Raw genomic sequence first — 23,914 nt, 5'->3', positions numbered from 1 at the left:
AGACAAAAGACACCCGGGGCATTTGCCCGGACAGACAGTCTCGCACGACCGTCTGCGTTAGTCAGTGTCGACCAAGGTCGTGGCGTGGCGGGGTGTCGCATGGGGTTTTCCGGGGGATTTACGGTGGCTGAGCTGGCCTCATCGCGGGCAAGCCCGCTCCCACAGGTACAGCGGTGCTCTTTGTGGGAGCGGGCTTGCCCGCGATGGCGGTTTCACTGACTCAACGCAATCCCGACCAACCCCTGCAACTCCTCGATCTCCAGCGGCGCCGTGGAGAACAGAATGCGGAACACTGAAGGCGCCACCACCAGATTGATCAGATGATCCACGCTGGGCCTGGGCTGATCGGGGTAACGATCCAGGATCGCCTGCAACTGCCCGGCAATGATGGTCGCGCAGCAGCCGGGTGTCGGGCTCGCCTGTACATCGCGCAGCATGTTGCGGCCTGGCTCGGAGCTCATTTCGTCCAGGTACTGCTCCGCCCATGCCTGCACGTCGCCGCGAAGGCTGCCGGTATCGAGCGGCTGACTATCGGGTTGCATACGCGCCAGGGCGACGTCTGCGAGCAGGGCCGACAGATCACCCCAGCGCCGATAAATGGTCGACGGCGTAACGCCCGCGCGCGCAGCGATCTGCGGGACGGTCACGCTGGCGCGATCCTGCTCGGCAAGGAGCGCGCGCACCGCCGAGTGGATCGATTCCTGAACCCGGGCGCTGCGACCGCCTGGGCGTAAACCTTCTTTAATAGCCATGTGCCGGACCTTAACACAAAGAATTTGCTTTAAGCGCCAGTGAGTCGCACACTCCGCAAAAGCAAAAAATTAGCTTTTGCGGAGTGTGCACATGCCGAATTCAAATTCCACACGGTCAAGCCTGGGCTTTCTGGCGATCACTTTACTCAGTTTTCTCGCCGCTTCCACGGCGCCGACGCCCTTGTATCACCTGTATCAAGAGCAACTGCAGTTCTCGGCGGCAACCCTGACCCTGATTTTCGGCGTGTATGCCATGAGCTTGCTCGTGGCGCTGCTGACAGTCGGTTCACTTTCCGATTACCTCGGACGCAAGCCGGTCATTTTTACCGCGGTGCTGCTCAACATGTTGGCCATGCTGCTGTTTATCCATGCCGACAGCGTGGCCTGGTTGATCGGCGCGCGCGTCCTTCAAGGTTTCGCTACCGGGATGGCCACCGCATCGTTGGGGGCGGCACTGCTCGATTGCGATCGTCAGCAAGGCCCATTGGTCAATAGCGTAGCGCCGTTGCTGGGCATGGCGGCTGGGGCCATGGGCTGCGGCTTGCTGGTGGAATTCGCACCCCTGCCATTGCAATTGACCTTCTGGATTCTCTTCGCGCTGTTCGCCTGGCAGGCACTCTATGTCTGGCGTCTGCCAGAGAGCGTGAGTCCCCAACCTGGCGCGCTGTCGTCGTTGCTGCCAACGCTGCATGTGCCGGTGCAGGCGCGGCGGACCTTGTACCTGGTGCTGCCGATCAACACCGCCGCTTGGGCGCTGGGTGGTTTTTTTGCCTCCCTCGCTCCTTCGCTGGTGCGAACCGCCACGGGCTCGACCTCGAACCTGATCGGTGGCGCGACCGTGGCCGTGCTCACCGTCACCGGTGCCCTGATGATTTACACCTTGCGCAATCGGCCTGCCGACAAAGTTTTGCGCCTGGGGGCGAGCGTCCTGCCCGTGGGCGTGATACTCATTCTGCTGGCTGTGCACAGCGCCAGCCTGGTGTTGTTCTTCATCGGGACCCTGGTTGCCGGTTGCGGCTTCGGTGCGAGTTTTCTCGGCACGCTGCGCACGGTTGTGCCACTGGCCTTGCCGCATGAGCGAGCGGGGCTGATGTCGGCCTATTACGCGTTGAGCTATCTGGCGTTCTGCTTGCCGTCGTTGCTGGCCGGTAACCTGACGCGAACCTTTGGCCTGGTAAAGACAACCGAGGGCTACGGTGTCGTGCTGATCGTCCTCGCAGTCGGTGCGCTGCTGGCGTTGCTGCGCCAGCAGCGCGCCCAACCGTACAGCGCCGCCGGGCGTCCATGAAATGCGCCGCTGGGTGAAGCCGCAGCGGGGCATTTTGGGTTAGCCTTGGCCGGTCATTCATCGACGGACCGACCATGAACATCATCCGCAGCAAAAGTTTCACCGCCGAGCGTGCCTGGGGTGCGCTCGACATCGCCAACATGAATGGCATCACCACGCGCCTGCACTGGACCGACCAGCCCTACAAATGGCACGTGAACGACGGCCAGGAGGTATTCGTCGTGCTCGATGGCCACGTGCAGATGCGATACCGCGAGGACGGTGTCGAGAAAACCGTCGTACTGGAAGTCGGCGATATCTTCTATGCGTCGGTCGGGACCGAGCATGTGGCGCGGCCATTGGGCGTGGCGAGAGTCCTGGTGATCGAGTCGGAAGGCAGTGTCTAGAACACTTATCTGTAAAATAGATAACAGTTAGAGAAATTACCCGTTATATAGATATTCGATCTGGATCTACCATGGGCTCTACCTCTTCAGAGGACAGGAGTTCGACATGACATGCCCCACTATCGCCACGCCCAGTTTCAGACCTTTAAGCCATTTGCAGCATCCGCGCGATGTCATTCGCCATTTCACCCCGAACTGGTTCGCCGCCACCATGGGCACCGGTGTCCTTGCGTTGGCGCTTGCACAACTGCCATTCGCAGTGCCCGGTTTGCGAGCGTTGGCTGAAGCGCTCTGGCTGTTGAACATCGTTCTGTTTGCCTTGTTCACGGCGCTCTACGCAGCGCGTTGGCTACTGTTTTTCGATGAGGCCCGGCGCATTTTCGGCCACTCCACGGTCTCGATGTTCTTTGGCACCATTCCCATGGGGCTGGCGACCATCATTAACGGTTGCCTGGTGTTTGGGTTGCCGCGCTGGGGCGATGGCATGATTCAGGTCGCCGGGTTGCTGTGGTGGCTGGACGTAGCGCTGTCCGTGGCCTGTGGCGTGTTGATTCCTTATATGATGTTCACGCGCCAGGAGCACAGCATTGACCAGATGACCGCTGTCTGGCTCCTGCCGGTGGTGGCTGCCGAGGTCGCCGCCGCCAGTGGTGGGTTGCTTGCACCGCACCTGGCCGATGCCCATGCGCAACTCGTAGTGCTGGTCACCAGTTACGTGCTGTGGGCGTTTTCCCTGCCGGTGGCCCTGAGCATTCTGACCATCCTGTTGTTGCGCATGGCCCTTCACAAGTTGCCCCACGAAAACATGGCGGCGTCGAGCTGGCTGGCGCTCGGCCCGATTGGGACCGGGGCGCTGGGCATGTTGTTGCTGGGTAATGACGCGCCGGCGATTTTCGCCGCCAACGGCATGCCGGGTGTCGGTGAGATCGCTGCGGGCCTGGGGCTGGTGGCGGGGATTACGCTATGGGGCTTCGCGCTGTGGTGGATGTTGATCGCGTTTCTGATCACCTGTCGTTACCTGAGCTCCGGCATTCCGTTCAATCTGGGTTGGTGGGGCTTTACCTTTCCCCTGGGCGTCTATGCTCTGGCGACGCTGAAACTGGCGAGCCACCTGGACCTGATGTTTTTCAGTGTCTTTGGTTGTGCGCTGGTGGCGCTGCTGGTGGTGATGTGGTTGATCGTCGCCGGACGCACGGTGCAGGGCGCTTGGCGCGGCGAGTTGTTTGTCTCACCTTGTATTGCAGGTTTAAAGAAATAACCGTCCAGGATTCGGTAAGGTGTGGCCTGGATCGACGTTCGACATTCCAATAATTAGAATCCAGGCCACTCGTTACCCAAGAACAGGGACACACGGAAGATGAGTCACCCCTCACAGTTCACCTTGCTGCGCACCCGGCGCTTCCTGCCGTTCTTTCTGACTCAGTCCCTCGGGGCATTCAACGACAACGTGTTCAAGCAGTCGTTGATTCTTGCCATTCTGTACAAGCTGACCATCGAGGGTGATCGCTCGATCTGGGTCAACCTGTGCGCGCTGCTGTTTATTCTCCCGTTTTTCCTCTTCTCGGCACTGGCCGGGCAATTTGGTGAGAAGTTCGCCAAGGACGCGCTGATCCGTCTGATCAAGCTCGGGGAAATCGCGATCATGGTGGTAGGGGCGGTGGGGTTCGTCTTCGATCATCTGGCCTTGATGCTGGTGGCATTGTTCGCCATGGGCACGCACTCGGCGCTGTTCGGCCCGGTGAAATACTCGATCCTGCCCCAGGCGCTGCACGAGGAAGAGCTGGTCGGCGGCAACGGTCTGGTGGAGATGGGCACCTTCCTGGCGATTCTCGCCGGGACGATCGGCGCCGGGATCATGATGTCGTCCGCCAACTACGCCCCTATCGTCTCCACGGCGATCATCGGCATCGCGGTGCTCGGTTATTTGGCCAGCCGCAGCATCCCGCGTGCGGCGGCCTCGTCACCGCAAATGCGTCTGAACTGGAACATTTTCAGCCAGTCCTGGGCCACCTTGAAACTGGGGCTGGGGCAAACGCCGGCCGTGTCGCGCTCAATCGTTGGCAACTCGTGGTTCTGGTTCGTCGGGGCGATTTACCTGACGCAGATCCCGGCCTATGCCAAGGAGTGGATGCACGGCGACGAAACCGTGGTGACCCTGATCCTCACTGTATTCTCGGTGGGCATCGCCCTCGGCTCGCTGCTTTGCGAAAAGCTGTCCGGGCGCAAGGTTGAGATCGGCCTGGTGCCATTCGGCTCGTTCGGCCTGACCGTATTCGGTCTTTTACTGTGGTGGCATTCGGGTGGGATCCCCGACAACACCACCGGCCACGGCTGGATCGAAGTCCTCGGTTTCGCTCACACCTGGCTGGTGTTGATGGACATTCTCGGCCTGGGGATCTTCGGTGGTTTCTACATCGTGCCGCTGTACGCGCTGATCCAGTCGCGCACGCCGGAAAACGAGCGGGCGCGGGTGATTGCCGCCAACAACATTCTCAATGCTTTATTCATGGTGGTCTCGGCCATTGTCTCGATCGTGCTGCTGAGCGTGGCCAAATTGTCGATCCCGCACCTGTTCCTGGTGGTGTCGCTACTGAACATCGGCGTCAATGCCTACATTTTCAGGATCGTTCCCGAGTTCACCATGCGATTCATGATCTGGCTGCTCAGTCATTCCATGTATCGCGTCGAGCATCGCAACCTGGAGGCGATTCCGGATGAAGGTGCGGCGTTGCTGGTGTGCAATCACGTGTCGTTCGTCGACGCGTTGCTGATCGGCGGCGCAGTGCGTCGGCCGATTCGCTTTGTGATGTATTACAAGATCTACAACCTGCCCGTGCTGAACTTCATCTTCCGCACTGCCGGGACCATTCCTATCGCCGGGCGTCATGAGGACATCCAGATCTATGAAAAGGCTTTCACGCGGATCGCGCAGTATCTGAAAGACGGTGAGCTGGTGTGCATTTTCCCCGAGGGAAAGTTGACGGCCGATGGCGAGATCAACGAGTTCAAGGGCGGCCTGACGCGGATTCTCGAGGAAACCCCCGTGCCGGTGATTCCACTGGCGTTGCAGGGCTTGTGGGGCAGCTTTTTCAGTCGCGATCCTGCCAAGGGAATCTTCCGGCGCCTGTGGTCGCGGGTGACGTTGGTGGCGGGGCCGGCGGTAGCGGTTGAGTTGGCGGAGCCAGCCAGTTTGCGCACACGGGTCGGCGAGCTGCGCGGCACGCTGCGCTGAGGTATCGAGATGGGCCGCTGCGGCGGCCAGCCCGATTCAGCCTGCCATCGCCAGGCGATTGCGTCCTTCACGCTTGGCCACATAGAGCGCGCTGTCGGCACGGCGAAGCAGGCTCTCGGCCGACTCGCCGGGCAGCAGGGTCGAACAGCCAAGGCTGACGGTCAACTCGATCAAATGACCATCGGCGAGGAAATCCTGGTTCTGTGCACAAGCTCGCAGGCGTTCGCCAACCAGGGCTCCGGCCTCGCGGCCGGTGTTGGACAGCAGGATCAGAAACTCCTCGCCACCGTAGCGAAACACCATGTCGACGTTGCGCAACTGGCTCTTGATCGCGGCTGCCACGGCACGCAGTACGTCATCGCCAGCGCCGTGGCCATGGGTGTCATTGATCTGCTTGAAGTGATCGATGTCCAGCATGAGCACTGACAAGGGCTGCAGATGCCGACGCGACATGTCGATTTCCCGCTGCAGCGTCTGATCCATGGCGATGCGGTTGCCGGTATCCGTCAGCGGGTCGCGCAGAGCGCTTTGGGTGGCTGCGCGATAGAGCAGGGCATTGCGCATCGGGTACAACAGGGTCGAGAGCAGCGATTCGAGGTTGCCCAGCTCCTGATCGCTGAAGCGCTGGTTGCGGCGGAACACCAGTTCGCCCAAGTGCTCGCCTTCATGACTGAGGCTGTAGCTGATCGAGTGGTGGCCGCGTCGGCCGAACTCCAGGCGCAGGTCGCTGGCCTTGTGTTCATAGCTCAAGGCGTCCAGTGGCACCAGCCGATGAATTTCACGGAAAAACCCGTCGAGAATACGTTGCGGCTCAAGACTGGTCTGCAGCTGCTGATTCAACTGCTGGCGCACCTGCGCAAGGCTGACCGGCCGCTTCAGCAGTGAGGGTTGTAGACCAATGCCCAGGCGTTGCAATTTGGCAGCGTCGAAGTCAATTGCGTTGGTCTGGGGGGGTGATTTCATATGGCGTGCGCCCTTGAGCAGTAAGTCTGTCTTACAAGCAGGGTGAGGGCGGCACTGGCTGCGCGTCGTACTGATCCATCAGTCCCGTAGGACATTTACGACAAAGTTTAGTGGGAAGAGTGCCGTGACGGGAATTCGCCACGGCACAAAGCCGACGCACGGTATTACTGGGCGTTGAACGCCTGGCCGTTGATGCCAGTGCTGTCCGGACCCATCAGGTAGAGGTAGACCGGCATGATCTCTTCGGGGGTTGGGTTGTTCAGCGGATTTTCCCCAGGGTAAGCCTGGGCGCGCATGCTGGTGCGGGTGGCGCCGGGGTTGATGCTGTTGGAGCGCACCGGGGCAACGGTGTCGACCTCGTCCGCCAGGGTTTGCATTAGCCCTTCGGTGGCGAATTTCGACACGCCGTAAGCGCCCCAATACGCACGGCCCTTGCGCCCGACACTGCTGGAAGTGAACACCACCGAGGCGTCCTGCGACAGCTTGAGCAATGGCAGCAGGGTGCTGGTGAGCATGAACATGGCGTTGACGTTGACCTGCATGACACGCATGAAGTTTTCGCCGGACAGCTGTTCGATGGGCGTGCGCGGACCAATGATCGACGCGTTGTGCAGTAAGCCGTCGAGGTGGCCGAACTCGCCCTCGATCATCGCCGCCAGTTCATCGTACTGATGGGGCTGGGCGGTCTCCAGGTTGAACGGGATCACCGCTGGCTGTGGATGGCCGGCGGCTTCGATTTCGTCGTAGACCTGGGTCAGGTTGGCTTCGGTCTTGCCGAGCAACAGCACGGTGGCGCCGTGGGCCGCGTAGGCCTTCGCTGCGGCGGCACCGATGCCACGACCGGCACCGGTGACCAGGATGATGCGGCCCTGAAGCAGATCGGGGCGTGCGGAGTAATCAAACATAAGAACCTCAACAAATCAGGTTGTGCGCCGGGGTGACCGCTGCGCGGTCAATCGCGAGCAAGCTCGCTCCCACAGGGTCAGGGGTGTAAACACCACTTATGTACGACGCAGTAACTGTAGGAGCGGGCTTGCCCGCGATGGCGTCAGCCGAGACAACGCAAATCTCAGCACCCACACAACGCGCTATCAAGCACCTTGCGCAGCTCCAGCGGATGATCCACCACCACGTCCGCACCCCAATGCCGCGGATTGTCGTCGGGGTGAATGTAGCCATAGGTCACCGCCGCCGTACGGGTGCCGGCGTCGCGGCCCGACTCGATGTCGCGCAGGTCGTCACCGACGAACAGTACGCTGGCCGGGTCCAGGTCGAGCATCTTGCACGCCAGGATCAACGGCTCCGGGTCAGGCTTGCTGTTCTTCACATGGTCGGGGCAGATCAACAGCGCCGAACGCTCGGCCAGCCCCAGTTGCTGCATGATCGGCTCGGCAAACCGCACGGGCTTGTTGGTCACTACGCCCCAGATCAGGTTGGCTTTCTCGATGTCGGCCAGCACTTCAGGCATGCCGTCGAACAGCTTGCTGTGAACGGCACAACCCTTGAGGTAGCGTTCCAGGAACTCCTGGCGCAGCTCTTCGAAGCCCGGCGACTCCGGGTCCATGGAGAATGTCACGGCGACCATCGCCTTGGCGCCACCGGAAATTTCGTCGCGGATATGTTTGTCATTGATTGGCGGCAAGCCGCGATCGGCCCGCATTGCCTGACAGATCGCGATGAAGTCCGGCGCGGTGTCGAGCAGGGTGCCGTCCATGTCGAAAAGGACCGCTCTGATACGCATCGGCTTACTCCTCGCGCAGGGTCTGGATCATGTAGTTGACGTCCACGTCGCCAGCCAGCTTGTAATGCTTGGTCAGTGGGTTGTACGTCAGGCCGATGATGTCCTTGACGGTCAGGCCGGCCATGCGGCTCCAGGCACCCAGCTCGGAAGGGCGGATGAATTTCTTGAAGTCGTGGGTGCCACGCGGCAGCAGCTTCATGATGTATTCGGCGCCGACGATGGCGAACAGGTACGCCTTCGGGTTGCGGTTGATGGTGGAGAAGAACACCTGGCCACCCGGCTTGACCATTTTGTAGCAGGCGCGGATGACCGACGACGGGTCGGGTACGTGCTCGAGCATTTCCAGGCAGGTCACCACATCGAACTGTTCCGGCATTTCTTCGGCCAGGGCTTCGGCGGTGATCTGCTTGTATTCGACCTGCACGCCGGATTCCAGCTGATGCAGCTGCGCGACGGCCAACGGCGCTTCACCCATGTCGATGCCGGTCACGGTGGCGCCGCGCTGGGCCATGGCTTCGCTGAGGATACCGCCGCCGCAACCGACGTCGAGCACCTTTTTGCCGGCCAGATTGACGCGCTCGTCAATCCAGTTGACCCGCAGAGGGTTGATGTCATGCAGGGGTTTGAACTCGCTTTCACGGTCCCACCAGCGATGGGCCAGGGCTTCGAATTTGGCGATTTCGGCGTAGTCGACGTTACTCATGGTTCATCCTCTAAAACTTGAAAAATCCTGTTGCCCCGACGGCGGTCAGGGGGCTTACGATTCGTTGTGGCCGCTGATGCGCTGGCCCCAGGCCCTGGCGGTAGCGGCCAGTTGTTCTTCATCGAGCCGCGTCAGGCGGCGATCGTCGAGCAATTGTTTACCGGCGACCCACAGGTGTTTCACGCAGTCGCGGCCGGTGGCATATATAAGCTGCGAAACCGGATCGTAGACCGGCTGTTGCGCCAGACCAGACAGGTCGAATGCAACCATGTCCGCGACCTTGCCGATTTCCAGCGAGCCTGTCTCGGCTTCGATCCCCAGGGCTCGGGCACCGTTGAGCGTCGCCATGCGCAGGGCGCGATGGGCGTCCAGCGCAGTGGCCGAGCCCGCGACGGCTTTGGCCAGCAGGGCCGCCGTGCGGGTTTCGCCCAACAAGTCGAGGTCATTGTTGCTGGCCGCACCATCGGTGCCGACCGCCACGTTGACGCCCGCCTGCCACAAACGCTCTACGGGGCAGAAACCACTGGCCAGTTTCAGGTTCGATTCCGGGCAGTGAACCACCGTGGTGTTGCTTTCTACCAGCATCGCCAGGTCTTCATCGCTGATCTGAGTCATGTGTACCGCCTGAAAACGCGGTCCCAGCAGGCCCAGGCGCGCCAATCGGGCCAATGGTCGCTCGCCACGCTGCTCAACGGCCTGTTGCACTTCGAACGCGGTCTCATGCACGTGCATGTGGATCGACGCATCCAGTTCTTCAGCGATCACCCGGATTTTCTCCAGGTTTTCGTCGCCCACGGTGTAGGGCGCATGGGGGCCGAATGTCACTTTGATGCGCTCGTGATGCTTGAGGTCGTTGAACAGTTCTACGCCCTGACGAATGGCTTCATCGGCGTTGCTGGCGCCCGGGATGGGGAAGTCGAGGATCGGAATCGCGATTTGTGCGCGGATACCGCTGTTATGTACGCGTTCGCTGGCAACCTTCGGGAAGAAATACATGTCAGAGAAACAGGTGATGCCACCTTTGATCTGTTCGGCGATGGCAAGGTCGGTGCCGTCGCGTACAAAGGCTTCATCGACCCATTTGGCTTCTGCCGGCCAGATGTGGTTTTCCAGCCAGGTCATCAGTGGCAGATCGTCGGCCAGGCCGCGGAACAGGGTCATCGCCGCATGGCCGTGGGCATTGATGAGGCCGGGGCTGAGCAGCATGTCCGGCAATTCGCGGACTTCGCTCGCGTTGAGCTTGAGCGCGGCGGCGCGTGGACCAATGAACACGATGCGGCCGTCGCGGATGCCCAGACCATGGTCCTTGAGGACAACGCCAGCGGGTTCGACGGGTACCAGCCAGGTCGGCAGCAATAACAGGTCGAGCGCAGCGGCAGTGTTCGGCATCGAGGATCGGTTCCAGTACTTTTGTAAAAGATGGCGAAGTATACCCGAGCGTCTTCGCGGGGGGATCGCTATAATCGGCGGCTTTTGTTCATGAGTGCGGGGTGAAGGATGCGCGATCGACTGTTGGCGGCGGAGAAAGTTAAGGCCATCGATTGGCGTGATGGCGCCCTGTATCTGCTGGATCAGCGCATTTTGCCTCTCGAGGAAACCTGGCTTGCGTACACGAGTGCGGCCGGGGTGGCCGAGGCCATTCGGTCGATGGTGGTGCGCGGCGCTCCGGCAATCGGCATTGCTGCCGCTTATGGCATGGTGCTCGCCGCCCGGACCCGTATCGCCGAAGGAGGCGACTGGTATGCGGCGCTGGAAGAAGATTTCGCCCTGCTGGCCGACTCCCGTCCCACGGCGGTCAACCTGTTCTGGGCGCTGAACCGTATGCACGATCGGCTCGATCGCCTGAAAGGCCACGACAATCCGCTGGCCGCGCTGGAGGCTGAGGCCATCGCCATTCATGAAAGTGATCGCGAGGCCAACCTCACCATGGCGCAACTGGGGGTGGATCTGATCCGCAAGCACCAGGGCAATGCCCAGACCATCCTGACCCACTGCAACACCGGCGCGCTGGCCACGGGCGGCTTCGGCACGGCGCTGGGCGTCATTCGCGGTGCTTTCATCGAAGGCATGGTCGAGCGGGTGTATGCCGACGAAACCCGTCCCTGGCTGCAAGGTTCTCGATTGACCGCGTGGGAGTTGGTCAACGAAGGCATTCCCGTGACGCTCAATGCCGACTCGGCCGCAGCGCACATCATGAAGACCAAAGGCATCACCTGGGTCATCGTCGGTGCGGACCGCATCACCGCCAACGGCGATGTGGCGAACAAGATCGGCACCTATCAACTGGCGGTGAATGCCATGCACCATGGTGTGCGCTTCATGGTGGTGGCGCCGAGTTCGACCATCGACATGAACCTGGCCAGCGGTGACGACATTCCGATTGAAGAGCGCGAAGGTCGTGAGTTGCTGGAAGTGGGCGGCAAGCTGATTGGTGCGGATGTCGATGCGTTCAACCCGGTATTCGACGTGACCCCGGCGGACCTGATCGATGCGATCGTGACGGAGAAGGGCATTGTCGAGCGTCCGGATACCGCGAAGATGGCGCAGTTGATGTGCCGTAAGCGCCTGCATTAAAAATTTTTGTTGTCTGGGTAGGCCTGATCGCGAGCAAGCTCGCTCCTACAGTGGGTTGATGTCGCTCACAATCCCCTGTAGGAGCGAGCTTGCTCGCGATTAGGCCAGTAAAACCAACAAAAGAACCAGATCCAACCCTGTTTTCAACATTCGATACAGCTCTAAGCCCCTCAGAACCCCGTCAAGCCAGTCACCGCTCATCTAACTACTCTCCATGCGCATCAGGGGGATAGGTGCGTGGCGGCTCTTGTGATAACATCCGGCGGTTTCCAGGGTCGCCCGAGGTGGCGGCCCCAACTGCGCAGATCCATGGCATAACTTGTTGATTTGTCGTAAGTCGGTGCATTGGCAATCAGCCGGCATCGGCGAGCTTCGTTGGTCCTGACGAAGTTTCACCAGAAAAAGGAATCAGGCTTCTCATGGGCGAACTGGCCAAAGAAATCCTCCCGGTCAATATCGAAGACGAGCTGAAGCAGTCCTACCTCGACTACGCGATGAGCGTAATCGTCGGGCGGGCACTGCCGGATGCGCGCGATGGCTTGAAGCCCGTGCACCGGCGTGTGCTGTTCGCGATGAGCGAGCTGGGCAACGACTTCAACAAGCCGTACAAGAAATCTGCCCGTGTCGTCGGTGACGTGATCGGTAAGTATCACCCTCACGGTGATACCGCGGTGTACGACACCATCGTTCGGATGGCGCAGCCATTCTCGCTGCGTTACCTGCTGGTCGACGGCCAGGGCAACTTCGGTTCGGTGGACGGCGATAACGCCGCGGCCATGCGATACACCGAAGTGCGCATGACCAAGCTAGCCCACGAGCTGCTGGCCGACCTGCACAAGGAAACCGTGGACTGGGTGCCGAACTACGACGGCACCGAACTGATCCCGGCGGTCATGCCGACCCGTATTCCCAACCTGCTGGTCAACGGTTCCAGCGGTATCGCCGTGGGCATGGCGACCAACATTCCGCCGCACAACCTCGGTGAAGTCATCGACGGTTGCCTGGCACTCATCGACAATCCGGAGCTGACTGTCGATGAACTGATGCAATACATCCCTGGCCCGGACTTCCCGACCGCAGCGATCATTAACGGTCGCGCCGGCATCATCGAAGCCTACCGCACCGGTCGCGGACGCATTTACATGCGCGCCCGCTCGACCATCGAAGACATCGACAAGGTCGGTGGTCGCCAGCAGATCGTCATCACCGAACTGCCTTACCAGTTGAACAAGGCGCGCCTGATCGAGAAGATCGCCGAGCTGGTAAAAGAGAAGAAGCTCGAAGGCATCACCGAGCTGCGCGACGAGTCCGACAAGGACGGTATGCGCGTTGTGATCGAACTGCGTCGCGGCGAAGTGCCTGAGGTGATCCTCAACAACCTTTACGCCCAGACCCAGCTGCAGAGCGTGTTCGGCATCAACATCGTTGCGCTGATCGACGGTCGCCCGCGGATCCTCAACCTCAAGGACCTGCTGGAAGCCTTCGTTCGCCACCGTCGCGAAGTCGTGACCCGCCGTACCGTGTTCGAGCTGCGAAAAGCCCGTGAGCGCGGTCACATCCTTGAAGGTCAAGCGGTTGCCCTGTCGAACATCGACCCGGTCATCGCCCTGATCAAGGCCTCGCCAACGCCGTCGGAAGCCAAGGAAGCGCTGATCAGCACGCCTTGGGAGTCGACCGCCGTGGTCGCGATGGTGGAGCGTGCCGGCGCCGATTCGTGCCGCCCGGAAAACCTCGATCCGCAATACGGTCTGCGCGATGGCAAATACTTCCTGTCGCCAGAGCAGGCCCAGGCCATCCTGGAACTGCGCCTGCACCGCCTGACCGGCCTGGAGCATGAGAAGCTGCTGGCCGAGTACCAGGAGATCCTCAACCAGATCGGCGAGCTGATCCGCATCCTCAACAGCGCAGCGCGCCTGATGGAAGTGATCCGCGAAGAGCTGGAAGTGATCCGTGCCGAATACGGCGATGTGCGTCGCACCGAGATCCTGGATGCCCGTCTCGACCTGACCCTGGGCGACATGATCCCGGAAGAAGAGCGCGTCGTGACCATCTCCCACGGCGGTTATGCCAAGACCCAGCCTTTGGCTGCGTACCAGGCACAACGTCGTGGCGGTAAAGGCAAGTCGGCCACTGGCGTCAAGGATGAGGACTACATCGCTCACCTGCTGGTCGCCAACAGTCACACCACGCTGTTGCTGTTCTCCAGCAAGGGCAAGGTGTACTGGCTGAAAACCTACGAAATTCCAGAGGCGTCCCGCGCCGCTCGCGGTCGTCCACTGGTGAACCTGCTGCCGCTGGACAGTGATGAGTACATCACCACCATGCTGCCGGTCGAGGAATACACCGAAGGTCACTTCATCTTCATGGCCACTGCCAAAGGCACCGTGAAGAAGACCCCGCTGGAATCCTTCAGTCGTCAACGCAGTGTTGGCCTGATCGCGCTGGAGCTGGACGAAGGCGACGTGCTGATCTCCGCTGCCATCACCGACGGCGAGCGCGAAGTCATGCTGTTCTCCGACGGTGGCAAGGTGACTCGCTTCAAGGAAACCGACGTTCGCGCCATGGGCCGTACCGCTCGTGGGGTGCGCGGCATGCGCCTGCCGGAAGGCCAGAAGCTGATTTCCATGCTGATCCCGGAAGAAGGCAGCCAGATCCTCACCGCTTCCGCACGTGGTTACGGCAAGCGTACGGCGATCACCGAGTTCCCTGAGTACAAACGTGGCGGCCAGGGCGTTATCGCCATGGTCAGCAACGACCGTAACGGCCGCCTGGTTGGCGCGGTCCAGGTTCTCGACGGTGAGGAGATCATGCTGATTTCCGACCAGGGCACCCTGGTTCGTACCCGTGTCGACGAAGTGTCCAGCCTGGGCCGTAATACCCAGGGCGTGACCCTGATCAAGCTGGCCAACGATGAAACGCTGGTGGGGCTTGAGCGGGTGCAGGAGCCTTCGGAAGTCGAAGGCGACGAACTGGAAGGAGAAGAAGGTGCAGGGTTCGACGGTGAGGTCGTGATAGACGACGTTGCCGAAGACCAGCAACTCGACGCCGCCGCTGACGAAGAACCGCAAGAGTAAGCGGGTAAAGAGGGGGCGGATGAAAATTCGCCCCCTTGTTGTTTGCCCCTGATGAAAATATTGATTTCCTGTAGGAGCGAGCTTGCTCGCGAAGACGGACTGACATCCACTGACGATGTCTGCTGATAGATCGCTTCGCGAGCAAGCTCGCTCCTGCAGTAGATCGCTGCCGAGCGATCACAGTGTATTTGTTGTGTGATACCACCAAATCAGAGCGAGATTGGATGTGAGCAAGAGAGCCTATAACTTCTGTGCCGGTCCTGCGGCACTTCCCGAAGCTGTCCTGAAGCGCGCTCAAGGTGAACTCCTTGACTGGCACGGCAAGGGCCTGTCCGTCATGGAAATGAGCCATCGCAGCGATGAGTTCGTGTCCATCGCGACGAAGGCCGAGCAGGACCTGCGTGATCTGCTGAATATCCCATCGAACTACAAAGTGCTGTTCCTGCAAGGTGGCGCGAGCCAGCAGTTCGCTCAGATCCCGCTGAACCTCCTGCCCGAGGGCGGCAGCGCTGACTATATCGACACCGGTATCTGGTCGCAGAAAGCTATTGAAGAAGCTTCGCGCTACGGCCATGTCAATGTTGCGGCAACCGCCAAGCCTTACGATTATTTCGCGATTCCCGGCCAGAACGAATGGAAGCTGTCCAGGGACGCGGCCTATGTTCACTATGCGCCGAACGAAACCATCGGTGGCCTGGAGTTCCAGTGGATTCCCGAGACCGGTGACGTTCCGCTGGTCGCCGACATGTCCTCCGACATCCTCTCGCGTCCGGTCGATGTATCGCGCTTTGGCATGATCTACGCCGGTGCCCAGAAAAACATCGGCCCAAGCGGCATCGTCGTCAACATCATTCGCGAGGACTTGCTGGGCAAGGCCCGCGCCCTGTGCCCGACCATGCTCGACTACAAGGTCGCAGCCGATAACGGCTCGATGTACAACACCCCGCCAACCCTGGCCTGGTATCTGTCCGGCCTGGTGTTCGAGTGGCTCAAGGAGCAGGGCGGTGTCGAAGCCATTGGCAAGCTCAATGAAGTCAAACAGCGCACCCTGTACGATTTCATCGACGCCAGCGGCCTGTACAACAACCCGATCAACAAGTCCGATCGCTCGTGGATGAACGTGCCGTTCCGCCTGGCTGACGATCGCCTCGACAAGCCGTTCCTGGCCGGTGCCGAAGAGCGTGGCCTGCTGAACCTCAAGGGGCACCGCTCCGTGGGCGGCATGCGTGCCTCCATCTATAACGCCGTGGATATCGGTGCAATCAATGCGCTGATTTCGTACATGGCAGAGTTCGAGAAGGAACACGGCTGATGTCTGAGCAAGAACTCAAGGCACTGCGCGTTCGCATCGACGCCCTGGATACCAAGGTCCTGGAGTTGATCAGCGAGCGTGCACGCTGCGCCCAGGAAGTTGCGCGAGTCAAGATGTCTTCGCTGGCTGAAGGCGAAGTGCCGGTGTTCTATCGCCCGGAGCGCGAAGCTCAGGTGCTCAAGCGCGTGATGGAACGGAACCAGGGGCCGCTGGGTAACGAAGAGATGGCGCGGCTGTTCCGCGAAATCATGTCCTCGTGCCTGGCGCTCGAGCAGCCATTGAAAGTCGCTTACCTCGGCCCAGAAGGCACCTTCACTCAGGCCGCCGCCATGAAGCACTTTGGTCACGCCGTGATCAGCAAGCCGATGGCGGCAATCGACGAAGTGTTCCGCGAAGTGGCGGCCGGTGCGGTGAATTTTGGCGTGGTTCCGGTGGAGAACTCCACCGAAGGCGCGGTCAACCACACTCTCGATAGCTTCCTCGAACACGACATGGTCATCTGTGGCGAAGTCGAGCTGCGTATTCACCACCACCTGTTGGTGGGTGAAAACACCAAGACCGACAGCATCAGCCGCATTTATTCCCATGCGCAGTCGCTGGCCCAGTGCCGCAAGTGGCTGGATGCACACTACCCGAATGTCGAGCGCGTGGCGGTTTCGAGCAATGCCGAGGCGGCCAAGCGGGTCAAAGGGGAGTGGAACTCGGCGGCGATTGCCGGCGACATGGCGGCCAGCCTCTATGGTCTGACCCGTCTGGCCGAGAAAATCGAGGATCGTCCGGACAACTCCACGCGTTTCCTGATGATCGGTAACCAGGAAGTGCCACCGACCGGCGACGACAAGACGTCGATCATCGTCTCGATGAGCAACAAACCCGGTGCGCTTCATGAATTGCTGGTGCCGTTCCACGACAATGGCATCGACTTGACCCGCATCGAGACGCGTCCTTCGCGCAGCGGTAAATGGACCTACGTGTTCTTTATCGATTTCGTGGGTCACCACCGCGATCCGCTGGTCAAGGGCGTGCTGGAAAAAATCAGTCAGGAAGCAGTGGCACTTAAAGTGTTGGGTTCCTACCCGAAAGCCGTTCTCTAAGGGGTAGCAAATGAGTGGCAACTTCCTCGCCCTGGCACAGCCAGGCGTGCAACAACTGTCGCCCTACGTTCCGGGCAAGCCTGTGGACGAATTGGCGCGCGAGCTGGACATCGATCCGGCCAGCATCGTCAAACTGGCCAGCAACGAAAACCCGTTGGGCGCCAGTCCCAAGGCGCTGGCCGCGATTCGTGAAGAGCTGGCGGAGCTGACCCGCTACCCGGACGGCAATGGTTTTGCGCTCAAATCCCTGTTGGCCGAGCAGTGCCGCGTCGAGCTCAATCAGGTGACGCTGGGCAATGGTTCCAACGACATTCTGGAGTTGGTCGCCCGTGCTTATCTGGCGCCCGGCCTGAATGCGGTGTTCAGCGAGCATGCGTTTGCGGTCTACCCCATCGCGACGCAAGCGGTTGGCGCCACGGCCAAAGTGATCCCGGCCAAGGCGTGGGGGCATGATCTGCCGGCCATGCTGGCCGCGATCGACGCCAACACTCGCGTGGTCTTCATCGCCAACCCGAACAACCCGACCGGGACCTGGTTCGACGCCGAGGCGCTGGACGAGTTCCTCCAGGACGTGCCAGAGCATGTGCTGGTGGTGCTGGACGAGGCCTACATCGAATACGCCGAAGGCAGCGATCTGCCGGACGGTCTGGATTTCCTGGCGGCCTACCCGAACTTGCTGGTGTCGCGCACCTTCTCCAAGGCGTATGGCCTGGCGTCGCTGCGCGTAGGTTATGGCCTGTCCACCGCCGTGGTCGCCGATGTGCTGAACCGGGTTCGCCAACCGTTCAACGTGAACAGCCTGGCCCTGGCGGCTGCCTGTGCCGCGCTGAAAGACGAAGAGTACCTGGCCGAAAGCCGTCGCCTGAACGAGGCCGGCATGCAGCAACTGGAAGCGGGTTTCCGCGCATTGGGGCTGAGCTGGATCCCGTCGAAGGGTAACTTCATCTGCGTCGATCTGGATCGTGTAGCCGCTCCGGTGTTCCAGGGCCTGTTGCGCGAAGGCGTCATCGTGCGTCCGGTGGCCAACTACGGCATGCCCAATCACCTGCGCGTCACCATCGGTCTGCCATCGGAAAACAGTCGTTTCCTCGAGGCGCTGACCAAGGTTCTGGCTCGTGGTTGATGTCACTTTGCCGCAATCTGCTGAGCCTATGATCGGTCGCCTGGTGGTGGTGGGGCTGGGATTGATCGGTGGTTCGTTTGCCAAGGGCTTGCGTGAAAGCGGTCTGTGTCGCGAGGTGGTCGGCGTCGATCTGGATCCGCAATCGCGCAGGCTGGCAGTTGAGCTGGGCGTGGTCGATCGTTGTGAAGAAGACCTGGTGAAGGCTTGCCAGGGCGCCGATGTGATTCAGTTGGCCGTGCCGATCCTGGCCATGGAAAAACTGCTCGGCCGTTTGGCCAGCATGGATCTAGGGCAGACGATTCTGACCGACGTGGGCAGCGCCAAGGGCAATGTCGTGCGCGCGGCTACCGAGGTGTTTGGCGGCATGCCGGCGAACTTCGTGCCGGGTCACCCGATTGCCGGTTCCGAGCAGAGTGGGGTAGAAGCCTCCAATGCCGAACTGTTTCGTCGTCATAAAGTTATCCTGACCCCGCTGGATCAAACCGATCCGGCGGCGCTGGCACTCGTTGACCGCTTGTGGCGTGAGCTGGGCGCCGATGTCGAGCACATGCAGGTCGAGCGCCACGACGAAGTGTTGGCGGCGACCAGTCATCTGCCGCACTTGCTGGCGTTCGGCTTGGTCGATTCGCTGGCCAAGCGCAATGAAAACCTTGAGATCTTCCGTTACGCTGCCGGCGGTTTCCGCGATTTCACGAGAATCGCGGGGAGCGACCCGGTCATGTGGCACGACATCTTCCTCGCCAACCGCGAAGCTGTCCTGCGCACACTCGATACATTTCGCAGCGATCTCGACGCCTTGCGCGACGCGGTCGATGCTGGGGATGGGCACCAGTTGTTGGGCGTCTTCACTCGCGCCCGGGTTGCCCGCGAACATTTCAGTAAAATCCTGGCCCGCCGGGCTTATGTGGACGCTATGAACTCCAACGACCTGATTTTCCTGGGACAACCGGGTGGCCGCCTGAATGGGCGGATTCGTGTACCGGGCGACAAATCGATTTCCCACCGTTCGATCATGCTGGGCTCCCTGGCTGAAGGCGTGACCGAAGTCGAAGGCTTCCTCGAGGGTGAAGACGCCCTGGCCACCTTGCAGGCTTTCCGCGACATGGGCGTCGTGATCGAGGGACCTCACCACGGTCGCGTGACCATCCACGGCGTCGGCCTGCACGGCCTGAAGCCAGCGCCGGGCCCGATCTACCTGGGTAACTCCGGCACTTCGATGCGTCTGCTGGCGGGGCTTTTGGCCGCACAGAACTTCGACAGCACCCTGACCGGTGACGCTTCGCTGTCCAAGCGTCCGATGAATCGCGTGGCCAATCCGCTTCGCGAGATGGGCGCCGTGATCGAAACCGCCGCCGAAGGTCGTCCGCCGATGACCATTCGTGGCGGGCATAAACTCAAGGGCTTGACCTACACCATGCCGATGGCCAGCGCCCAGGTTAAATCCTGTCTGCTGCTGGCGGGCCTGTATGCCGAAGGCAAGACCACCGTCACCGAGCCGGCACCGACTCGCGACCACACCGAGCGCATGCTGCGCGGCTTCGGTTACCCGGTCAGTGTAAACGGCGCAACGGCATCGGTTGAATCCGGCCACAAGCTGACCGCCACCCACATTGAGGTCCCAGGGGATATTTCTTCCTCTGCGTTCTTCCTGGTGGCCGCATCGATTGCCGAAGGTTCGGAGCTGGTGCTCGAGCACGTCGGCATCAACCCGACCCGTACTGGCGTTATCGATATCCTTCGTCTGATGGGCGCTGACATCACTCTGGAAAACCAGCGTGAAGTCGGCGGCGAACCTGTTGCGGACTTGCGCGTGCGTGCAGCTAAACTCAAGGGTATCGATATCCCCGAAGAGCTGGTGCCGCTGGCCATTGACGAATTCCCGGTATTGTTCGTCGCCGCAGCCTGCGCAGAAGGGCGCACCGTGCTGCGCGGCGCTGAAGAGCTGCGCGTCAAGGAATCGGACCGGATCCAGGTGATGGCCGATGGCTTGCTGGCGCTGGGCGTCAAGTGCGAACCCACTCCGGACGGCATCATCATCGACGGCGGCCTGATCGGCGGCGGCGAAGTGCACGGTCACGGCGATCACCGTATCGCGATGGCCTTCAGCGTGGCGTCACTGCGCTCCACCGCACCCATCCGCATCCATGATTGCGCCAACGTCGCGACTTCGTTCCCGAATTTCCTGGCGCTGTGCGCGCAGGTCGGTATCCGTGTTGCACAAGAGGCTCAGTCGTGAAAAACATTGCCCCGGTTATCACCATCGATGGGCCGAGTGGCTCCGGAAAGGGCACGGTAGCCGGAATCCTGGCCAAGCGCCTGGGCTGGAACCTTCTGGATTCCGGTGCGCTGTACCGTTTGTTGGCGTTTGCGGCGCATAACCATGGCGTCGACTTGACCAACGAAGAACTGCTGAAAAAACTCGCCGCTCATCTGGATGTTCAATTCATTGCGGCGACCGAAGGTCAGTTGCAGCGCATTATACTGGAAGGCGACGAAGTCAGCGATGTGATCCGCACCGAAACCATCGGTGCCGGTGCTTCCCAGGTGGCAGCATTGCCGGCCGTGCGAGAGGCGCTGCTGCAGCGTCAGCGTGCATTCCAGGAGGCGCCTGGTCTGGTGGCTGACGGGCGGGACATGGGAACCGTCGTTTTTCCGGATGCCCCGTTGAAGATTTTCCTCACTGCCAGTGCCGAGGAGCGCGCGCGCCGTCGATACTTGCAGTTGAAGGGAAAAGTTGATGGTGTTAGTCTGTCGAGTCTGCTAGATGAGATACGTGCGCGCGATGAGCGTGACACCCAGCGAGCGGTAGCCCCGCTCAAGCCGGCGGCTGACGCCATTCAGCTGGATTCCACGGAATTATCCATCGATCAGGTGCTGGAACGCATCATGAGCGAGATCGCCATTCGCGATATCGCCGGGTGACCAAGAGGGCCGCAGGGGACCAGTCATAGTCCTGGGGCGCCTCTTTTAAATGCAACCAACCCACATCGTCTGGGATGTGGAAATGGGCGTATTCTTCGCCCTTATCTACAGGAATTAAAATGAGCGAAAGCTTTGCGGAACTCTTTGAAGAAAGCCTAAAAACCCTGAACCTTCAGGCTGGCTCCATCATCACCGGTGTTATCGTTGATATCGATTACCAAGCTCGCTGGGTAACCGTTCACGCTGGCCTGAAGTCTGAAGCACTCATCCCGCTTGAGCAGTTCTACAACGATGCTGGCGAACTGAACATCAACGTTGGTGACGAAGTTCACGTTGCTCTGGATTCGGTTGAAGACGGCTTTGGTGAAACCAAGCTGTCCCGTGAAAAAGCCAAGCGCGCTGAATGCTGGATTGTTCTGGAAGCAGCCTTCGCAGCCGAAGAAGTGGTCAAGGGCGTTATCAACGGTAAGGTTAAAGGCGGCTTCACTGTCGACGTTAACGGCATCCGTGCGTTCCTGCCAGGTTCTCTGGTTGACGTCCGTCCTGTGCGCGATACCACGCACCTGGAAGGCAAAGAGCTGGAATTCAAGGTCATCAAACTCGACCAGAAACGCAACAACGTTGTCGTTTCCCGTCGCAGCGTCCTCGAAGCCGAGAACTCCGCCGAGCGTGAAGCTCTGCTGGAATCCCTGCAGGAAGGCCAACAAGTCAAAGGTATCGTCAAGAACCTCACCGATTACGGCGCATTCGTCGATCTGGGTGGCGTCGATGGCCTGCTGCACATTACCGACATGGCTTGGAAACGCATCAAGCATCCTTCCGAAATCGTCAACGTTGGCGACGAGATCGATGTCAAGGTTCTGAAATACGATCGCGAGCGCAACCGTGTTTCCCTGGGCCTGAAGCAACTGGGTGAAGATCCATGGGTCGCTATCAAAGCCCGTTACCCAGAAAGCACCCGCGTTACCGCTCGTGTAACCAACCTGACCGACTACGGCTGCTTCGCTGAGCTGGAAGAAGGCGTTGAAGGTCTGGTACACGTTTCCGAAATGGACTGGACCAACAAGAACATCCACCCTTCGAAAGTCGTACAAGTCGGCGACGAAGTGGAAGTCATGGTTCTGGACATCGACGAAGAGCGTCGTCGTATCTCCCTCGGCATCAAGCAGTGCAAGTCCAACCCATGGGAAGACTTCTCTGGCCAGTTCAACAAGGGCGATAAAATCTCCGGCACCATCAAGTCGATCACCGATTTCGGTATCTTCATTGGTCTGGACGGCGGCATCGACGGTCTGGTTCACCTGTCCGACATCTCCTGGAACGAAGTGGGCGAAGAAGCCGTACGCCGCTTCAAGAAGGGCGACGAGCTGGACACCGTTATCCTGTCGGTTGACCCAGAGCGCGAGCGCATCTCCCTGGGTATCAAGCAACTGGAAAGCGATCCGTTCTCCGAGTACGTCTCGGTTAACGACAAAGGCGCCATCGTTAAAGGCACTGTGAAAGAAGTTGACGCCAAAGGCGCCATCATCGTTCTGGCCGACGATATCGAAGCGACTCTGAAAGCCTCCGAAATCAGCCGTGACCGCGTTGAAGACGCGCGCAACGTTCTGAAAGAAGGCGAAGAAGTAGAAGCCAAGATCATCAGCGTTGACCGCAAGAGCCGCGTAATCCAGCTGTCGATCAAGTCGAAAGACGTTGAAGACGAAAAAGAAGCCATCCAGAGCCTGCGCGACAAGCCAGTCGCTTCGGATGCTCCAGTAGCCACCACCCTGGGTGACCTGCTGCGTGCTGCACAAGCGGAAAAACAGAACTAAGTTCTGACTTTCTGTGAAAAAGGGCGACTTCGGTCGCCCTTTTTTGTGCCTGAGATTTAGTGCGGCCCACGTATTCCGGGGAAATCACCCTCGGGAAACCAAAGGCCGTCTACTGGGGTCTGTTTCTGTAGCAGGATCAAATGCTTATTTGCAGCTAGTCTTGGTCTAAAGCGAGTCGCAGTCGGACAGGGTGCCTGGCCTAAGGAAGTAAATGAACAAGCTCATTGTCGTGATAGCCCTAGTGATGCTGGCGGGTTGTGGCACCACAGCAAAGACGCATGCCGTGCGCGGGGTCAGCGGTATAAAGGTCGACTGCTCAGGGTTGGGCTCAGGATGGGAAAAATGCCAGAGGCGCGCCGCCAAGGAATGTAAGGGGGCCGGTTACAAAGTGATCACAAGGTCTGACGACGCCAAGGATGAGGATGAATACCCCTTCGGATTCAACCCTGCTGGCTACTTGACACGTACCATGCTGGTTGTCTGTGTGTAGCTGGCGCCCGGTATTGCTGAATCGCATCAGGTTCTCAATGCAACGTGGGGGCTGATGTCAATACTTAGGCTGTTCAAATGCCTCCGGTCGTGCTAAAACCTCTGAAGCGATTTTCCTAGCTGCTTGAAAAAGAAGGGAAAAATATGACGAAGTCGGAGTTGATCGAACGAATTGTCACCCATCAAGGGCTGCTCTCATCGAAGGATGTGGAATTGGCCATCAAGACTATGCTTGAACAGATGTCCCAATGCCTGGCGACCGGTGATCGGATTGAAATCCGCGGGTTTGGCAGTTTTTCTCTGCACTACCGCGCGCCACGGGTTGGGCGTAATCCGAAGACTGGGCAGTCGGTGAGTCTGGATGGGAAGTTTGTTCCGCATTTCAAGCCGGGGAAGGAGTTGAGGGATCGGGTTAATGAGGAGGAGGAGAGTAACGCCTGATTATTG

General features: G+C 60.0%; 20 protein-coding genes. 14 read left to right on the top strand and 6 right to left on the bottom strand.

Going from position 1 to position 23,914, the window contains the following annotated elements:
- Window positions 1-212: 212 nt before the first annotated feature.
- Window positions 213-752, bottom strand: coding sequence for a TetR/AcrR family transcriptional regulator (locus AB4O36_RS18170; RefSeq protein ID WP_460139941.1), 540 nt, complete (start codon window positions 750-752; stop codon window positions 213-215).
- A 91-nt stretch (window positions 753-843) separates the two neighbouring features.
- Here AB4O36_RS18170 and AB4O36_RS18165 point away from each other — a divergent pair, with 91 nt between their 5' ends.
- The 4 genes from AB4O36_RS18165 to AB4O36_RS18150 all read left to right on the top strand — a co-directional run bounded on the left by AB4O36_RS18165 (window position 844) and on the right by AB4O36_RS18150 (window position 5,658).
- Window positions 844-2,040 carry an MFS transporter gene (locus AB4O36_RS18165; RefSeq protein ID WP_460139940.1) on the top strand — a complete coding sequence of 399 codons (1,197 nt, stop codon included), beginning with the start codon at window positions 844-846 and terminating at the stop codon, window positions 2,038-2,040.
- A 74-nt stretch (window positions 2,041-2,114) separates the two neighbouring features.
- Window positions 2,115-2,426 (top strand): cupin domain-containing protein, encoded by a 312-nt coding sequence (locus AB4O36_RS18160; protein WP_460117058.1) that lies wholly within the window; start codon window positions 2,115-2,117, stop codon window positions 2,424-2,426.
- A gap of 106 nt (window positions 2,427-2,532) precedes the next feature.
- Window positions 2,533-3,684, top strand: a complete 1,152-nt coding sequence (locus AB4O36_RS18155; protein WP_460139939.1) for a TDT family transporter — start codon at window positions 2,533-2,535, stop codon at window positions 3,682-3,684.
- 99 nt (window positions 3,685-3,783) lie between these two features.
- On the top strand, window positions 3,784-5,658 hold the full coding sequence (locus AB4O36_RS18150) for an MFS transporter (protein WP_460139938.1): 1,875 nt from the start codon (window positions 3,784-3,786) through the stop codon (window positions 5,656-5,658).
- A gap of 36 nt (window positions 5,659-5,694) precedes the next feature.
- On the opposite strand, the gene AB4O36_RS18145 is transcribed toward AB4O36_RS18150, so the two are convergent.
- The 5 genes from AB4O36_RS18145 to AB4O36_RS18125 all read right to left on the bottom strand — a co-directional run bounded on the left by AB4O36_RS18145 (window position 5,695) and on the right by AB4O36_RS18125 (window position 10,454).
- On the bottom strand, window positions 5,695-6,621 hold the full coding sequence (locus AB4O36_RS18145) for a GGDEF domain-containing protein (protein WP_460139937.1): 927 nt from the start codon (window positions 6,619-6,621) through the stop codon (window positions 5,695-5,697).
- Window positions 6,622-6,785: 164 nt separating this feature from the next.
- On the bottom strand, window positions 6,786-7,526 hold the full coding sequence (locus tag AB4O36_RS18140) for a YciK family oxidoreductase (RefSeq protein ID WP_460117054.1): 741 nt from the start codon (window positions 7,524-7,526) through the stop codon (window positions 6,786-6,788).
- A gap of 164 nt (window positions 7,527-7,690) precedes the next feature.
- A complete protein-coding gene (gene mupP / locus AB4O36_RS18135; protein WP_460117053.1) occupies window positions 7,691-8,362 on the bottom strand; it encodes an N-acetylmuramic acid 6-phosphate phosphatase MupP in 672 nt (223 codons plus the stop codon).
- Between the two features lie 4 nt (window positions 8,363-8,366).
- Entirely contained in the window at window positions 8,367-9,065 is a 699-nt protein-coding gene (ubiG, locus tag AB4O36_RS18130) for a bifunctional 2-polyprenyl-6-hydroxyphenol methylase/3-demethylubiquinol 3-O-methyltransferase UbiG (protein WP_460117052.1), read from the bottom strand.
- 54 nt (window positions 9,066-9,119) lie between these two features.
- Entirely contained in the window at window positions 9,120-10,454 is a 1,335-nt protein-coding gene (locus tag AB4O36_RS18125) for a TRZ/ATZ family hydrolase (RefSeq protein ID WP_460117051.1), read from the bottom strand.
- A gap of 108 nt (window positions 10,455-10,562) precedes the next feature.
- Here AB4O36_RS18125 and mtnA point away from each other — a divergent pair, with 108 nt between their 5' ends.
- The 10 genes from mtnA to ihfB all read left to right on the top strand — a co-directional run bounded on the left by mtnA (window position 10,563) and on the right by ihfB (window position 23,908).
- Window positions 10,563-11,639 (top strand): S-methyl-5-thioribose-1-phosphate isomerase, encoded by a 1,077-nt coding sequence (mtnA, locus tag AB4O36_RS18120; RefSeq protein WP_460139936.1) that lies wholly within the window; start codon window positions 10,563-10,565, stop codon window positions 11,637-11,639.
- A 419-nt stretch (window positions 11,640-12,058) separates the two neighbouring features.
- The gene (gene gyrA / locus AB4O36_RS18115) at window positions 12,059-14,713 is read left to right on the top strand and encodes a DNA gyrase subunit A (protein ID WP_460117048.1); all 2,655 of its coding nucleotides are present in this window, start codon (window positions 12,059-12,061) and stop codon (window positions 14,711-14,713) included.
- Window positions 14,714-14,939: 226 nt separating this feature from the next.
- A complete protein-coding gene (gene serC / locus AB4O36_RS18110) occupies window positions 14,940-16,025 on the top strand; it encodes a 3-phosphoserine/phosphohydroxythreonine transaminase (RefSeq protein ID WP_460139935.1) in 1,086 nt (361 codons plus the stop codon).
- Window positions 16,025-17,119 carry a prephenate dehydratase gene (pheA, locus tag AB4O36_RS18105; protein WP_460117046.1) on the top strand — a complete coding sequence of 365 codons (1,095 nt, stop codon included), beginning with the start codon at window positions 16,025-16,027 and terminating at the stop codon, window positions 17,117-17,119. Before serC ends, pheA begins: the two co-directional genes overlap by 1 nt.
- 10 nt (window positions 17,120-17,129) lie before the next feature.
- A complete protein-coding gene (gene hisC / locus AB4O36_RS18100) occupies window positions 17,130-18,242 on the top strand; it encodes a histidinol-phosphate transaminase (protein WP_460139934.1) in 1,113 nt (370 codons plus the stop codon).
- Window positions 18,243-18,270: 28 nt separating this feature from the next.
- Window positions 18,271-20,478: a bifunctional prephenate dehydrogenase/3-phosphoshikimate 1-carboxyvinyltransferase gene (locus tag AB4O36_RS18095; protein WP_460142159.1), complete on the top strand. Its 2,208-nt coding sequence runs from the start codon at window positions 18,271-18,273 to the stop codon at window positions 20,476-20,478.
- Window positions 20,475-21,164, top strand: coding sequence for a (d)CMP kinase (gene cmk, locus AB4O36_RS18090; RefSeq protein WP_460117044.1), 690 nt, complete (start codon window positions 20,475-20,477; stop codon window positions 21,162-21,164). The genes AB4O36_RS18095 and cmk overlap by 4 nt, the downstream gene beginning before the upstream one ends.
- Window positions 21,165-21,283: 119 nt before the next feature.
- Entirely contained in the window at window positions 21,284-22,978 is a 1,695-nt protein-coding gene (gene rpsA / locus AB4O36_RS18085) for a 30S ribosomal protein S1 (protein ID WP_460117043.1), read from the top strand.
- Window positions 22,979-23,189: 211 nt separating this feature from the next.
- Entirely contained in the window at window positions 23,190-23,468 is a 279-nt protein-coding gene (locus tag AB4O36_RS18080) for a hypothetical protein (RefSeq protein ID WP_460139933.1), read from the top strand.
- 143 nt (window positions 23,469-23,611) lie between these two features.
- Window positions 23,612-23,908 (top strand): integration host factor subunit beta, encoded by a 297-nt coding sequence (ihfB, locus tag AB4O36_RS18075; RefSeq protein WP_460139932.1) that lies wholly within the window; start codon window positions 23,612-23,614, stop codon window positions 23,906-23,908.
- The last annotated feature ends 6 nt before the right edge of the window (window positions 23,909-23,914 follow it).

This window comes from Pseudomonas sp. S2_E01 (genome assembly GCF_054668365.1).
This window is presented reverse-complemented; position numbering and strand designations above follow the sequence as displayed.

What these genes read in the sequence shown, in the direction of transcription:
- AB4O36_RS18145 (WP_460139937.1), bottom strand. Translation starts at nt 6,621, where the DNA reads ATGAAATCACCCCCCCAGACCAACGCAATTGACTTCGACGCTGCCAAA.
- pheA (WP_460117046.1), top strand. Translation starts at nt 16,025, where the DNA reads ATGTCTGAGCAAGAACTCAAGGCACTGCGCGTTCGCATCGACGCCCTG.
- AB4O36_RS18095 (WP_460142159.1), top strand. Translation starts at nt 18,271, where the DNA reads ATGATCGGTCGCCTGGTGGTGGTGGGGCTGGGATTGATCGGTGGTTCG.
- AB4O36_RS18155 (WP_460139939.1), top strand. Translation starts at nt 2,533, where the DNA reads ATGACATGCCCCACTATCGCCACGCCCAGTTTCAGACCTTTAAGCCAT.
- hisC (WP_460139934.1), top strand. Translation starts at nt 17,130, where the DNA reads ATGAGTGGCAACTTCCTCGCCCTGGCACAGCCAGGCGTGCAACAACTG.
- AB4O36_RS18150 (WP_460139938.1), top strand. Translation starts at nt 3,784, where the DNA reads ATGAGTCACCCCTCACAGTTCACCTTGCTGCGCACCCGGCGCTTCCTG.
- AB4O36_RS18170 (WP_460139941.1), bottom strand. Translation starts at nt 752, where the DNA reads ATGGCTATTAAAGAAGGTTTACGCCCAGGCGGTCGCAGCGCCCGGGTT.
- ihfB (WP_460139932.1), top strand. Translation starts at nt 23,612, where the DNA reads ATGACGAAGTCGGAGTTGATCGAACGAATTGTCACCCATCAAGGGCTG.
- AB4O36_RS18165 (WP_460139940.1), top strand. Translation starts at nt 844, where the DNA reads ATGCCGAATTCAAATTCCACACGGTCAAGCCTGGGCTTTCTGGCGATC.
- rpsA (WP_460117043.1), top strand. Translation starts at nt 21,284, where the DNA reads ATGAGCGAAAGCTTTGCGGAACTCTTTGAAGAAAGCCTAAAAACCCTG.
- AB4O36_RS18080 (WP_460139933.1), top strand. Translation starts at nt 23,190, where the DNA reads ATGAACAAGCTCATTGTCGTGATAGCCCTAGTGATGCTGGCGGGTTGT.
- mtnA (WP_460139936.1), top strand. Translation starts at nt 10,563, where the DNA reads ATGCGCGATCGACTGTTGGCGGCGGAGAAAGTTAAGGCCATCGATTGG.
- gyrA (WP_460117048.1), top strand. Translation starts at nt 12,059, where the DNA reads ATGGGCGAACTGGCCAAAGAAATCCTCCCGGTCAATATCGAAGACGAG.
- AB4O36_RS18125 (WP_460117051.1), bottom strand. Translation starts at nt 10,454, where the DNA reads ATGCCGAACACTGCCGCTGCGCTCGACCTGTTATTGCTGCCGACCTGG.
- AB4O36_RS18160 (WP_460117058.1), top strand. Translation starts at nt 2,115, where the DNA reads ATGAACATCATCCGCAGCAAAAGTTTCACCGCCGAGCGTGCCTGGGGT.
- ubiG (WP_460117052.1), bottom strand. Translation starts at nt 9,065, where the DNA reads ATGAGTAACGTCGACTACGCCGAAATCGCCAAATTCGAAGCCCTGGCC.
- AB4O36_RS18140 (WP_460117054.1), bottom strand. Translation starts at nt 7,526, where the DNA reads ATGTTTGATTACTCCGCACGCCCCGATCTGCTTCAGGGCCGCATCATC.
- mupP (WP_460117053.1), bottom strand. Translation starts at nt 8,362, where the DNA reads ATGCGTATCAGAGCGGTCCTTTTCGACATGGACGGCACCCTGCTCGAC.